Source organism: Cryobacterium sp., assembly GCF_025463825.1.
GTDB lineage: Bacteria > Actinomycetota > Actinomycetes > Actinomycetales > Microbacteriaceae > Cryobacterium.
In genome coordinates this window covers 1-13,269 of record NZ_JAODBG010000102.1, presented here as the reverse complement: position 1 = coordinate 13,269, position 13,269 = coordinate 1, and the positions used below count along the sequence as shown (strand labels likewise).

The 13,269-nt window shown below is 67.4% G+C and carries 11 protein-coding genes; 10 read left to right on the top strand and 1 reads right to left on the bottom strand.

The features are described from left to right. Positions 1 to 514, top strand: a 514-nt coding sequence (locus JWP54_RS12275) for a hypothetical protein (RefSeq protein WP_297372485.1), incomplete at its 5' end; no start/stop codon positions are given. A 264-nt stretch (positions 515 to 778) separates the two neighbouring features. On the opposite strand, the gene JWP54_RS12270 is transcribed toward JWP54_RS12275, so the two are convergent. Next, a complete protein-coding gene (locus tag JWP54_RS12270) occupies positions 779 to 1,798 on the bottom strand; it encodes a LacI family DNA-binding transcriptional regulator (protein WP_297372483.1) in 1,020 nt (339 codons plus the stop codon). Between the two features lie 138 nt (positions 1,799 to 1,936). On the opposite strand from JWP54_RS12270, the gene JWP54_RS12265 reads away from it, so the two are divergent. From JWP54_RS12265 to JWP54_RS12225, 9 genes are all read left to right on the top strand, one after another. Then, a complete protein-coding gene (locus tag JWP54_RS12265; protein ID WP_297372481.1) occupies positions 1,937 to 2,890 on the top strand; it encodes an MFS transporter in 954 nt (317 codons plus the stop codon). Then, positions 2,887 to 5,313, top strand: coding sequence for a glycoside hydrolase family 2 TIM barrel-domain containing protein (locus JWP54_RS12260; RefSeq protein ID WP_297372478.1), 2,427 nt, complete (start codon positions 2,887 to 2,889; stop codon positions 5,311 to 5,313). The genes JWP54_RS12265 and JWP54_RS12260 overlap by 4 nt, the downstream gene beginning before the upstream one ends. Before the next feature lie 125 nt (positions 5,314 to 5,438). Next, positions 5,439 to 5,957 carry a peptide-methionine (S)-S-oxide reductase MsrA gene (gene msrA, locus JWP54_RS12255; RefSeq protein ID WP_297372476.1) on the top strand — a complete coding sequence of 173 codons (519 nt, stop codon included), beginning with the start codon at positions 5,439 to 5,441 and terminating at the stop codon, positions 5,955 to 5,957. A 137-nt stretch (positions 5,958 to 6,094) separates the two neighbouring features. After that, positions 6,095 to 6,844: a M23 family metallopeptidase gene (locus tag JWP54_RS12250; RefSeq protein WP_297372475.1), complete on the top strand. Its 750-nt coding sequence runs from the start codon at positions 6,095 to 6,097 to the stop codon at positions 6,842 to 6,844. Positions 6,845 to 7,037: 193 nt separating this feature from the next. Then, the gene (locus JWP54_RS12245) at positions 7,038 to 9,092 is read left to right on the top strand and encodes a glucose PTS transporter subunit IIA (protein ID WP_297372461.1); all 2,055 of its coding nucleotides are present in this window, start codon (positions 7,038 to 7,040) and stop codon (positions 9,090 to 9,092) included. A 179-nt stretch (positions 9,093 to 9,271) separates the two neighbouring features. Further along, a complete protein-coding gene (locus JWP54_RS12240; RefSeq protein WP_297372458.1) occupies positions 9,272 to 10,450 on the top strand; it encodes a ScyD/ScyE family protein in 1,179 nt (392 codons plus the stop codon). A gap of 117 nt (positions 10,451 to 10,567) precedes the next feature. After that, complete coding sequence (locus tag JWP54_RS12235) at positions 10,568 to 11,422, top strand: fumarylacetoacetate hydrolase family protein (RefSeq protein ID WP_297372455.1); 855 nt, start codon at positions 10,568 to 10,570, stop codon at positions 11,420 to 11,422. A 223-nt stretch (positions 11,423 to 11,645) separates the two neighbouring features. Next, complete coding sequence (locus JWP54_RS12230) at positions 11,646 to 12,944, top strand: DUF2252 domain-containing protein (protein WP_297372452.1); 1,299 nt, start codon at positions 11,646 to 11,648, stop codon at positions 12,942 to 12,944. Positions 12,945 to 13,133: 189 nt separating this feature from the next. After that, on the top strand, positions 13,134 to 13,269 hold a 136-nt coding region (locus JWP54_RS12225), incomplete at its 3' end, for a LacI family DNA-binding transcriptional regulator (RefSeq protein ID WP_297372487.1).

The following is a 13,269-nucleotide window of genomic DNA, read 5'->3' as shown; positions in this document are numbered from 1 at the left end:
TACTACTGTGCTGGACCGACTGAGCAGCCTGATCTCTTCTGCGTCATCCGAAATCCTCGACACGTTCTTTGGGGAGCTTGCAACACACTCGACCCGCGTGCGAAACCGATTCAGAGACCTCCTTGCGCCCCTGGTGGAGTCAGGGAGTGGGATGGCGTTGAACACGGCGCTGGTCGCGGGCACCGGAGTGGTGACGACCGAGATCAGCCCACAGGCTGCCTACTTCGCCCACAACGCCATCGTCAACGTGGTTCCGACGATCAAGCACATCGAGTTGTCGCGTGCAACCGTCATCGGTCTGAATGTCCGAACCAACCGATTCGAGCTTTTCGACAATGCGGCGGCGCAGACCTATCAGGGCTACATGTCCTCAGACGCAAGTGCACAAGCTGACGGCACGACAGTGGGGGAACACAGCTTCGTGAGCGCGAAAATACGCGTCGAGTGGGATTTCGAGGAGGATGCGGAAAGCGGCGTCAAGTACATCCTGGAAAGCATTGGGGCCGCTACCTAAGGACCACGGCCCTTTCGGCAGTCAGGATTTAGTCAGGGTGACAACAGGAAGCTGTGGGAACTTGCGTCAACAAGCGGGAACTCTCGTTTGTAAAAACTAGTATCTGATCAGGTTTTTGTTACAGCGTGAGATTCACCGTGATCTCAGGTGATTAGTCCAACTAGATCAGCGGGTTCCCGGTTCAAGTCCGGGGGGGTGCACAGAAGAAGGAATAAGACCCCGACCAGCTGGTCGGGGTCTTTTCGTTGGTCCGGGCACGTCCGGTCAGGTCCGGGCGATGGACGACTCCCGCGGCACGACATGCGTTGCGAGCTGCAGCCGGGGGGAGATCGGCCGCTTGCCCTCGGCCATGCCGATCACGGTCTCGATCGCCAGCTTGCCGATCTCGTGCATGGGCGTGTGCACGGTGGTGAGGTGGGTCAGCGACGGAGCCAACGAGTAGGTGTCGTCGTAACCGACGACGCTGACGTCCTCCGGAACGCGCCGGCCGGCCTGGTGCACGGCCCGGACGACGGTCATGGCGTCCCCGTCGTTGGTGACGAAGAAGGCCGTCGGCGGGTCGGTCAGGTCGAGCATCGCCGGCACGGCCGCCGCGGCGGTGCCCATGCCTGTTTCGGAGACCAGCCCGGGATCGAACTCGACGCCGGCCGCGGCCAACGCTTCCCGGTAACCCGCCAGCCTTTCGCGCAGCCCCGGATTCGCGGCATCGCCGCCGAGGAACCCGATCCGCCGGTGCCCGAGCCCCAGGAGGTGCCGGGTGGCGTCCATCCCACCGCCCCAATGGTTCGAGCCGATGCTCACCACGGATGCGTCGACCAGGTTGGGCGCGTCGACGGCGACGAGCGGCACGCCGTATTGGGCGCATGCTCCAACAAGCGCCGAGTCGATCACCGTCGTCACCACGACGAGGCCCGAATGGCCCTTGGCTGCGAGCCGGCGCACCCAGGCGCGGTCCAGGACGATGTCGGTGCCGCGGTGGGAGTCGGTGACGTTGGTGACCAGGTCCACGTCGAGCGCCTGGGCGCCGTCGATGAGACCGCCGAGGACACCGAGCGAATACAGGGCGACCAGGTTGTCGAACACCACGGTCACGGTGCGATTGTCGGCGGGGGCCCGCTCGCGCGTGATGGCGACGTAGCCCAACTCCCGCATCACCGCCTCCACGCGTCGGCGGGTTTCCTCCGACGTGCCGCCGCGGTGGTTGAGCACCTTGGACACCGTCGCCTTTGAGACGCCGGCAGCGCCGGCGATGTCGCTGAGAGTGATCCGTCGGGGAATTCGCATGGGGCCTCCTTGGCGCCTCCACTCTGGCAGGCGGAAACAGTTTCGCCAAGCTCAACTTGCGACCGAGCGGATGATGCGGCTAGCGTCGTTCTGATCACTGAAACTCACGAAACAGTTTAGCTACACCGAAGGACGATGATGTCACAGCGTTCCCGATCAACCGTCTTCAATGTTGATCCCCACAACGACACGCTGACCACCACGAACGTGGTGGTGGGACGCACGTCGCTCTCGAGGTTCAACTGGCGCATTGCCCTCGCACTCTTTCTCGCGGGCATCCTCTGGATCGGCCCGTACATCGGGAGCATCGCCGTGCTGCTGCCCGCCGCCGTCGAGCAGGTCGCGCCCGACCAGAAGGTGCGGCTCGTCGGCGTGCTCGGAATCCTCGGGGCAGCGCTGTCGCTGATCGCGAACATCGTCTGCGGAGCGCTGAGCGACCTCACCCGTTCCCGGTTCGGAGCACGAACCCCCTGGGTCCTCGTCGGCGCGATCGCCACGGCCATCGGCCTGTACGGCCTGAGCACCGCCCAGACGCCGGCCACGCTCATCCTGTGGTGGGGCTTCTACATGCTCTTCCTCAGCTCGATCATCGCCCCGATGGTGGCCGTGATCTCCGACAGCGTGCCCGTGAAGTACCGCGGCACGGTGTCCGCGATCTACGGGGTGTCCCTCGGCGGCAAATTCTTCCTGCAGGCCGGGATGTTCTCCATCACGAACTACCAGCTCTACATCCTCACCGACTACATCGGGCTGGACACGGGCGGTGCCGCCGGCCTGATCGCGGTCAGCGCCACCATCACCCTGGGAGCATCCATCCTGTTCGGCTTCATCGCCGGGCCGCTCTCGGACAAGGCGACCGCGGCCAAGGACCTCGGCCTGCTCAACATGGCCATTCGGGCGGCCAGATCCTCGGCCCGGTCGTCACCAGCATCCTGGTTGCGTCCACCGGCGGCTATCAGGCGACGTTTATCGCAGCGTTCATCATGCTCGCCGTGGCCGCGGCGCCGATCATTCCCATCAAGAAGGTGCGCTGATCTCTCCCGCCCGCACTGCTTCACTTCCTCAGCTCGTCCCGATCGGAGTTCTCCATGACAACCACTTCCTTCACCGATGGTTGGTCCTACCGCACCCCCCTCGGGCCGTTCGCGGCCGCGGGCGACGACGCTGTGGCCGCCACTGCGGTGCGGCTCCCGCACGACGCCCTCCGTGACGCCGAGCGGTCGGCCGGGGCGCCCAGCAAGGGCGGTGCGGCGTATGCACCCGCCGGCGCCTACACCTACCTGAAGGATTTCGACGTGCCCGCTGAGTGGGCCGGCAAGGTCGTCCGCCTGGAGATCCAGGGCGCCTTCCGCCGCGCCATGGTGTTCCTCAACGACGAGTTCGCGGGCAACCGCGCCGACGGCTTCGCCCGGTTCTTCGTCGACCTCACCCCATACCTCCGCTTCGGCGCGTCCAACACCGTGCGCATCGAGGTGCGCTCGGGGGAGGACTCCCGCTGGTACGCCGGCGCCGGGCTGCACCGTCCGGTGCTGCTCCACGTCGACGAAGCCGTGCACATCGTGCCGGACGGCGTGCGGGTCACGACGCTGCGGGTCGAGGACGACCAGGCGGTCCTCGAAGTCGCGACCACCGTGACGAACCTCGGCATGACCACCGCCCAGGTGGATGTGCGCACGGGCGTCACCGGCCCGGACGGATCGGCCGTCGAGGGGGACGAGACCCCCCTCACCCTCGCCCCCGGTCGCACCTCGGTCGTGCGCCAGCGCCTCTACATCCAGCAGCCCGAGCTGTGGAGCGTCGACACCCCGGCGCTGTACTCCGCGCACACCCGCCTCGGCGACGGCACTCCCGGTGTCGTCACAGCGGTCGGCATCCGCACCGTCACCGTCGACCCGAAGAAGGGCCTGCGCATCAACGGGGACGAGGTGCTGCTGCGTGGCGCGTGCGTGCACAGCGACAACGGCCCGCTCGGCTCGGCTTCTCTCGCCCGCGCGGAGGAGCGCCGCATCCAGCTGCTCAAGGACGCCGGCTTCAACGCCATCCGCGCCGCCCACAACCCGGCCTCCCCGTCCATGCTCGACGCCTGCGACCGCCTCGGCATGCTCGTGATCGACGAGGCATTCGACATGTGGACGCGGGGCAAGACGAACTACGACTACGCCGCCGAGTTCCCGCAGTGGTGGGCCGCCGACCTCGAGTCCATGGTGGCCAAGGACGTGAACCACCCCAGCGTCATCATGTACTCCATCGGCAACGAGATCATCGAGGTGGGCACCCCGCACGGCGCGGCCTGGGCCAGGGACCTCGCCGAGCACGTGCGCGCGCTCGACCCGACCCGCCTGGTCACCAACGGCGTGAACGCATTCCTGGCGGTGATCGACGAGCTGGCCAGCATCCTGGAAAAGGATCAGGGCCTCAACGAGCTCATGGGCGACATGGGCGGTGGCATGAACGCCCTCAGCACCTCGGATGCGGTCACCCGCCGCACCGCGGAATCCAGCTCGGTGCTCGACGTGCTCGGCCTCAACTACGCCGAGGGCCGGTACAGCACCGATGCGGAGCTGTTCCCGCACCGGGTCCTGTTCGGCTCCGAAACCTTCCCCACCCAAATCGGCAGCCTCTGGCCGCTGGTGGTGGACAACCCCAACGTCATCGGCGACTTCACCTGGACCGGCTGGGACTACCTCGGCGAAGTCGGCATCGGCGCGACCGCCTACGCGGAGGACCCCGACGCCGTGGCGGCACTCGAACGCGAGTACCCGTACCTCACCGCCTGGAGCGGCGACCTGGACATCACCGGGCACCGCCGGCCGGTCTCCTTCTATCGTGAGATCGTCTACGGCCTCCGCAGCGAGCCGTACCTCGCGGTGCTCCGCCCCGAGCGGCACGGACAGACCGTCACCATGCAGTCCCCGTGGGCGTGGAGCGATTCGGTTTCCTCGTGGACCTGGCCCGGTTTCGAGGGTGCGCCCGTCACGGTCGAGATCTATGCGGATGCCGACGAGGTGGCGCTGCTGCACGACGGTACCGAGGTGGCCCGCGGCGCCGTCGGGACAGTGCGCCCACTGCTGGCCACGCTCGAGACCGTCTACCGGCCGGGGGAGCTCACGGCGGTCGCCTACCGGAACGGCACCGAAACCGGACGCACCGCCCTGACCTCCGCGACCGGTGCGACGCTCCTCACCGCCACCGCCGACCGCACCGCGATCCGCGCCGACGACACCGACCTGGCCTACATCGCGATCGAGCTCCGCGACGCCGCAGGGGTACTCGTCACGGGTTCCGACCGCGCCGTGCGCGTGGAGGTCACCGGCGCCGGGGTGCTCGCCGGGCTCGGCAGTGGCAACCCCACCACGGCCGAGCGCTTCGACGCCTCGATCCGGGACACCTTCGACGGCCGTGCGCTGGCGATCATCCGCCCCACCGAAGCCGGCGCGATCACCGTCACAATCGCCGCCGGCGACGACCAGGTCGTTCTCGAGATCGAGGCGGGAACGTCCCGGCACACTCGGTAAACTGTGAGCCCGCTGTGCGTGCCGGGGGCCGCGGAACACTCCGCGGCACCCCGGCGTTATCCCCAGCGATCGGGAAAAGCAGGGCCGCGGCAGCCGCGGCCGGCTACGAGTGAGGAGTGCACACCATGAGTGGAACGACTGAAAAGGCAACACTGGCGGGCGGCTGTTTCTGGGGAGTCGAGGAACTCGTGCGGAAGCGCGAGGGCGTGCTCTCCACCCGGGTGGGGTACACCGGCGGCGACACCCCGAACGCGACCTACCGCAACCACGGTGACCACGCCGAGGCGATCGAGATCACCTTCGACCCCGAGCGCACCAGCTTCCGGGAACTCCTGGAGTTCTTCTTCCAGATCCACGACCCGTCCACCAAAGACCGTCAGGGCAACGACCGCGGGCGCAGCTACCGGTCGGCGATCTACTTCGAGTCTGGCGAGCAGGAGCGCGTCGCCCGCGACACCATCGCGGATGTCGACGCATCCGGTATCTGGCCGGGCCCCGTCGTGACCGAGGTCGAGCCCCTCGGCGACTTCTGGCTGGCCGAGCCCGAGCACCAGGACTACCTGCAGAACTACCCCAACGGGTATACCTGCCACTTCGTGCGGCCGGGCTGGGTCCTGCCGCGCCGTGAGAGCGTTGCCAGCTAGCCAGCACCAGCCGTGGCAGTACCTGCCGCGGAGCAGTACTCACGAAGGCTCGGTCGCACCTCTGTGACCGGGCCTTCTACTGTGCCTGATGCGCAGTTGAGGTCGCCGGTCCGACTGAGCCGATCTATTCTGAGTCGATGACGCCGGAACGAGCAGCGGGGGAGTCGATGGTCCGCCCCGTCACGCTCTCGCTGCCGTTCACCGGCAGGTGGTTGGTGCAGAACAGCCCCGCCCGGCGGGTACCGAGTCACGGCAGTGATCTGTTCGGCGAGCGGTACGCCATCGACTTCGTCGGCGTGGATGACCGAGGGCGCACCGCCGCGCATCGGGACTTGAGCACAGTGTTCGGTACCGAACCCGCGGAACGGTTCTTCGGTTTCGGCCGGCCGGTCCTCGCTCCGGCCGCGGGCACGGTCACCACAGTGCATTTCGGCGAGGAAGACCACGAGGCGCGACGGTCACAGTTCGCCCTTGTGCCGTATGCCCTGGGTCAGGCCGCACGAGTCCGGTCCGGACGAAGCGCCGTCGCGGGCAACCACCTGGTCATCGCCCTGCCCGACGGCGCCGGTTACGTCGCCCTGGTTCATCTACGGGCCGGCTCCGTCCGGGTGTCCGTCGGCGAGACCGTGACGCTGGGACAGCCGATGGCGTCCTGCGGCAATTCCGGTAATTCGACCCAGCCCCACCTTCATCTGCAGGTGATGGACAGCACGGACCTCAGCGTTGCGCACGGGGTGCCCCTGGTGTTCCGCCGCTACCGCGAATCCAGGGGAGCTGCGGATGCCGTGCACCGTGAGTCCGGTATCCCCACTGAGGGCGCCGTCGTGGAACCGTGGCCGCCGGTGCCGACCACCGGTAGAAAAAATGAGCCAAGGTTTATTTTTTAGGAGTTGACCAGTGGGAATACCGCCGGACACCAGCCGGTGGGACCTATGGCCCCGGTCTTCCGAGCTTCGACCATGTAAATTACAACGGGTCTGTAAAATTTAACAGACGATTCTCAGCCGACCGACCTGGTTCGCACTGAGCTGTTCCAGGCGGCAACAATTCGCTTGGCATCAACACCCGAAGGAGACCCAGGTGGCGTCAACACCCGCTGGAGACATTATTCAGAGCATCGGCGGTGCCGGCAACGTCGTTGCCCTGACCCACTGTGCGACCCGCTTGCGGTTCACGCTCAAGGACGCATCCGTCATCGACCAGGCCGAGGTGGAAGCGATTCCCGCCGTCCTCGGCGCCGTTCCGCAGAGCGGCGACCGCTTCCAGGTCGTCATCGGCGGCGCCGTCGAGACCGTGTACAACGAGATCCTCGCGCTCCCGTCGATGAAGAACGTCGGCTCCGGCGAAAGCGCCGACGACATCAAGGCCGCAGCGCGTGCGAAGGGCCCCCGCGGCAAGTTCGCCGGGCTCGACACCTTCTTCGAGGTCCTCTCCGACTCCTTCCGCCCGATCCTGGGCGCACTGCTGGGCGCTTCGCTCTTCATCACCTTCATGGCCCTGATGGCCACCCTCGGTGTCATCCCCGCCTGGAACGCGCCGGGCGTCACCCTTGAACCGGGTTGGGCCTTCATCAACCTGATGTGGCAGGGCGTCTTCGTCTTCCTGCCGCTCATGGTGGCCTACAACGCCTCCAAGCGCCTGGGCGCCGACCCGTGGGTCGGCTTCGGCATCATGGCCGTCGTCATGCTGCCGGGCTTCTCCGCCCTAGCCGCCAGCGATGGGGCACAGACCGTCTTCGACGGCAAGGCCGCCATCGTCTCGATCTTCGGCCTGCCGCTGACCGTCACCGACTACAGCTCGCAGGTCTTCCCGCCGCTGCTCATGGCGGCCGCTCTCGGCCTGCTCACCAAGGGCCTGAAGAAGATCATCCCGGCCAGCGTGCAGCTGATCTTCGTGCCGTTCCTGAGCATGCTCGTCATGATCCCCGTGACGGCCTTCCTCATCGGCCCGATCGGCGTCTTCGGCGGAGCGGCCATCGGCGAGTTCCTCAAGTCCATCAACGACTTCTCCCCGCTCATCTTCGCGATCGTCATCCCGTTGGCCTACCCGTTCATGGTGCCCCTCGGCCTGCACTGGCCGCTGAACGCCGTGATGCTGCTGAACATCCAGTCCTTGGGCTATGACTTCATCCAGGGCCCGATGGGCGCCTGGAACTTCGCCTGCTTCGGTGCGACCGCCGGCGTGCTCGTCCTCGCCATCCGCGCCAAGAACAGCCAGATGAAGCAGACCGCAACCGGTGCGCTCGCTGCCGGCCTCCTCGGGGGTATCTCCGAACCGTCGCTGTACGGCATCCACCTGCGGTTCAAGCGCATCTACCCGCGCATGCTGGTCGGCTGCCTCGTCGGTGGTGTCATCATCGGCCTCGGCGGTGGCGTCACGACCAACGCTTTCGTGTTCACGTCGCTGCTCACCATCCCCGCGTTCAACAACATCCCGCTGTACGCGGTTGCCGTTGCCGCATCCTTCTTCACCGCGATGATCCTGGTGATCCTCTCCGGCTACCTGTCGCCCGAGCAGAAGGCCGAAGCGGCCGCCCAGCTCGCCGCCGACACGGCCGCCGAGAACGCCACGTCCACGCCCGTTGCCGCTGCGGTCGCCGCACCGGTCGCCGCCGCCGGCACGAGCGCCGTTGCCGCCGAACTCGCCGGTGCGGGTACGGCGACCCTGGTCGCCACCGTGCTGGCCACGATCGGTTCGCCGGTCGCCGGCATCGTCGTGCCGCTGGCCGACGTGCCCGATCCCGTGTTCAGCAAGGGCATCGTCGGCCTCGGTGTCGGAGTCGACCCGACCGAGGACACGGTCTACGCCCCCGCCGCCGGCAAGGTCCTGGTCGCGCAGCCGACCGGCCACGCCTTCGGACTGCGCCTGGACAGCGGCGTCGAAATGCTCATCCACGTGGGCATCGACACCGTGAACCTGGCCGGCAAGGGCTTCGATGTCAAGGTCAAGGCCGGCGACCGGGTTGACGAGGGCACCGCGCTGGTGACCTTCGACCGCGCCATCATCGAAGCGGCCGGCTACTCGCTGGTCACCCCGGTGCTCGTGACCAATCCGAAGAAGTTCGGCTCGATCGACCCGGCCGCATCCGGCCAGGTCTCGGTCGGCAGCCCGCTCATCACGGTCACCGCCAAGTAACACCCTCGCCGTACGGCTCCACGCCACACAGGGCGGGCAGAGAGAACTCTCTGCTCGCCCTGTGTTGTTTGCGGTTGGGAAACGTGAGAAAACCTCGACAAACGACCTGCCTCGCGCAATGGTGGACGGGTGCGGCGATTCGCGTCGCGCCCGGTACCGCCTAAGCAAAGGAGCTTCAGATGAAAACCCGTACCTGCATCGCGGCTATCTGCACTGCCGCGCTGGCCAGCGTCGCACTCGCCGCACCGGCATCAGCAGGATCGAATTTCTCCTTCGGCAAAATTAGAACTATCGCGTCGGACCTCCAGGGCCCGTTGAGCCTCGCGGTCGCCAAGGACGGCACGTCATACGTCTCTCGGAACTTCGCGGGCACCGTGGAGCGAATCACCCGCTCCGGCGAGCGCACAACAGTGGCCTCGGCTCCGGGGCTGGAAGTCGGTGCCGTATCCACCCGGCGCGGTGAGGTCTATTTCGCGCAGGGTGATCAGCCGACCGGCGAGTTCCTCCTCATGACGCTCGGTCGCGACGGTGCCGCAACGGAAATTGCCGACCTCGGCGAGTGGGAGGCGACCGAAAACCCCGATCAGGTTAACACCTACGGATTCGTCGACCTCCCCGCAGATTGTGCGGACCAGTTCCCGGAGCCACCGACGGGACCTCCCGGCCCGGATACCGCGCCGCCGGCGTCCTACACGGGTGTGGTCGACACGCACGTGTACGCGTCGACGGCCACCAGGAGCGCGGTTTACGTCGCGGACGCCGGCGGGAACGACATTCTGCGGGTGGGACTGGACGGCACGGTGTCCACCGTCGCCGTCCTGCCGCCCACGGCACCGGTGCCCGCAACGGCAGCGATGTTGGCCCAGTACGGCTACCCCGAGTGCGCGGTCGGGGTGGACTACGTGTTCGAGCCCGTCCCAACCGACGTCGAGATCGGCCCGGGCGGCTGGCTGTACGTCACCTCGCTTCCCGGCGGGCCAGAGGACCCCAGCCTGGGCGCACGCGGCAGCGTCGTGAAGGTCAATCCGGACACCGGTGAGGTCGTCACCGTCGCCACGGGGTTCGTCGGCGCCACCGGGTTGGCGATCGATGACCGGACCGGAACCATCATCGTCGCCGAGATGTTCGGCGGCGCAGACGGCACCGGTCAGGTCTCGGTGGTCTTGCCGTCCGCCAGCACTGCCGTGGCATCCTTCCCCGTGGTGTCGCCGGCCGCGATCGAACTGAGCGATGGCAAGGTCTACCTGACCCACAATGCCGCCATTTTCGCCGAGAACGCGCCGCCGGAGCCCGGCAAGCTGTCCGTGGTGAACGTCTCCTGGCGAGGACATCACCGGATGCACAACTACAGTGACTGACTAAATTCCCGGTAGTCGCTCCCAGCGGGCCCCGACGCGCATCCTGTCGCGACCGGGCCCGTTGGCTGTGTACCGTCGTAGTACGCACCCGTGATCCGCACCACCGTTGGGGGACCCATGACCACGCTTCTTCGCCTCGGACCGCTCGGACACGAGACGCCCGCGATCGAAGTGGACGGGGTCGTGTACGACCTTCGTTCGCTCACCGGAGACATCGACGGCGCCTTCCTCGCGGCCGACGGCATCCGGAAGGCTCGGGACGCCGCCCGCTCCCTGCCGGTGCTGCCGCACGCGGCCCAGCTGCGGGTGGGCGCCCCGATCGCCCGGCCCATGGCCGTGCTCTGCATCGGGCAGAACTACGCCGCCCACGCCGCCGAGTCCGGAAACGCCGCACCGACCACGCCGATTCTGTTCTTCAAGCACCCCAACACCGTCGTCGGAGGTTTCGACGACCTGGTGCTGCCCAAGGGAGCGGCGAAGGTCGACTGGGAGGTCGAACTCGGGGTCGTGATCGGCAGGCGGGCCAGCTACCTCGACTCGGTCGACGACGCGCTGGACTGCGTCGCCGGGTACGTGGTCAGCCACGACGTCTCCGAGCGCACCTGGCAGAAGGACCTGTCGGGCGGGCAATGGTCCAAGGGCAAGATCGCGGCAGGCTTCAACCCGCTCGGGCCCGGCCTGGTTCCCGCTGACGAGGTCGACCCGCAGGCGCTGCGCATCTGGTCGAGCGTCAACGGTGAGGCTCGCCAGGATTCCAACACGGCCGACATGGTCTTCTCCGTGGCCTACCTGGTCTGGCACCTCTCCCAGTTCACCGTCCTCGAGCCCGGCGACCTGCTGAACACCGGCACACCCCAGGGCGTCGCGATGTCCGGCCGGTTCCCCTACCTCGCCGCCGGCGACACCATCGAGTTGGGCATCGACGGACTCGGCAGTCAGACGCAACGGGTCGTGGCCTGGCCGGCCGACTGACCCGCCGGGTGCCGCCGCCGACAGGCACTGGAGCCCGCTGCCATTGACAGGCCTGGCCGGCCGGGCGACTGTGGTGACAGTCAGCGTCGTCCGACGAGGGGGCCGCCCCATGTCCGAGCATCCGAGTGTCTCCGATCGCGCCGTTTCTGGCACGGCGGCCCGATCCGCCACACCCCTTGGCAGCCACCGCGGCTGGAAACCGGCCACGGACCGACCCGGTCCCGTGGCCCTGCTCGAGGAGCAGAACCGCACCAGGGAACCGGAACTCGTGCCGGTGCGCCACGGTCGCATGATGGCCTCGCCGTTCACCTTCTACCGCGGCGCCGCGAAGATCATGGCGGCCGACCTCAAGGACACTCCCCGAGCCGGACTCATTGTGCAGCTCTGCGGGGATGCGCACCTGTCCAACTTCGGTGTGTTCGCCTCGCCGGAACGCAACCTGATCTTCGACCTCAACGATTTCGACGAGACCCTGCCGGGGCCCTTCGAATACGACGTACTGCGCATGACCGCGAGCTTCACGATTGCGGCGCAGAACAACAACTTCACCGAGGACGAGATTCGCACCGTCACCCGTATCGCCGTCGAGTCGTACCGGGAAGCGATGGCCGGGTTCGACCAGATGGGGACCCTGGACATCTGGTACGCCCACCTGTCCGAACAGGACCTGGTCACGGCGATGGACACGGTGCGGGCGACGCAGAAGGGCAAGGCTGCCCGGAAGACGCTCGAGAAACGGGCGCTCAAGGGCACCGCCAAGGCCCGCACCAGGGACAGCCGGCAGGCCCTCGCCAAGCTCGCCGAACGGGTCGACGGCCGCTACCGCATCGTGAGCCAGCCGCCGGTGGTGATCCCGGCCCGGGACTTCGCCGCCGCCCTCGGCTTCAGCGCAGAGGAGACCCAGTCAGCGATCCAGCAACAGTTCGAGGCCTATCGTACCGCCCTGCCCGATGACCGCCGCCGGCTCCTTGAGCGCTTCGAGGTGGTGGACGTGGCCCACAAGGTGGTCGGTGTCGGCAGCGTCGGCACCCGGGCGTTCATCGCCCCGCTGAAAGGGCGCGATGACCAGGACCCGTTGTTCCTGCAGGTCAAGTCGGCCACCGCATCGGTGCTCGAAGACCACCTGCCCGCGAGCGACTATGAGCCGGGGGAGCGGGTGGTGCAGGGGCAGCGGATGATGCAGGCCGCCAGCGATATCTTCCTGGGCTGGACGAGGGGAGTGCAGGAGAACCGGTACCTGTACTGGCGCCAGCTGCGCGATATGAAGGGGTCAGCGGTCGTCGAGGCGATGGTGCCGATGGGAATGGCGTTTTACGCGCACGCCTGCGGCTGGACTCTCGCCCGTGCGCACGCCAGGAGCGGCGACCCGATTGCTATCGCGGCCTACCTAAGCGCGAGCGACAAGTTCGACCGGGCCGCCACCGACTTCGCCGAACGCTACGCCGACCAGAACCAGACGGACTACGAGGCGTTCCTGGAAGCCGTGCGCACCGGCCGGCTCGTCGCCCGAGCGGGCGTCTGAGCCACAACTGTTGCCACAACGGACAATTGCGCCCGGTGTGCCGGGCGCAATTGTCCGGTCGGGGAACAGAAGGGCAGGTGTGAAGCCGGCTGCGCGCGCTGCAGCCGCTGGCGGGTGCGGCAGAGGATGCGCCGTACGATGGCAGAACACCGCGCTCCAGCGAGGGTGCCGAGGCGAGGAGGCGACACGATGGCGAAAGCACCCACCGTCTATGACGTCGCCGAGCGCTCGGGCGTCTCGATTGCCACCGTCTCCCGGGTGCTGCGCTCCCCGGCGGCGGTGCGCGAGCACACCAGGCAGCGGGTGCTCGCGGCCGTGGCCGAGC

Bases quoted from the DNA above. Each gene is read 5' to 3' on its own strand.
- JWP54_RS12265 (WP_297372481.1), top strand. From the start codon at position 1,937: ATGTCACAGCGTTCCCGATCAACCGTCTTCAATGTTGATCCCCACAAC.
- JWP54_RS12240 (WP_297372458.1), top strand. From the start codon at position 9,272: ATGAAAACCCGTACCTGCATCGCGGCTATCTGCACTGCCGCGCTGGCC.
- JWP54_RS12260 (WP_297372478.1), top strand. From the start codon at position 2,887: ATGACAACCACTTCCTTCACCGATGGTTGGTCCTACCGCACCCCCCTC.
- JWP54_RS12235 (WP_297372455.1), top strand. From the start codon at position 10,568: ATGACCACGCTTCTTCGCCTCGGACCGCTCGGACACGAGACGCCCGCG.
- msrA (WP_297372476.1), top strand. From the start codon at position 5,439: ATGAGTGGAACGACTGAAAAGGCAACACTGGCGGGCGGCTGTTTCTGG.
- JWP54_RS12270 (WP_297372483.1), bottom strand. From the start codon at position 1,798: ATGCGAATTCCCCGACGGATCACTCTCAGCGACATCGCCGGCGCTGCC.
- JWP54_RS12250 (WP_297372475.1), top strand. From the start codon at position 6,095: ATGACGCCGGAACGAGCAGCGGGGGAGTCGATGGTCCGCCCCGTCACG.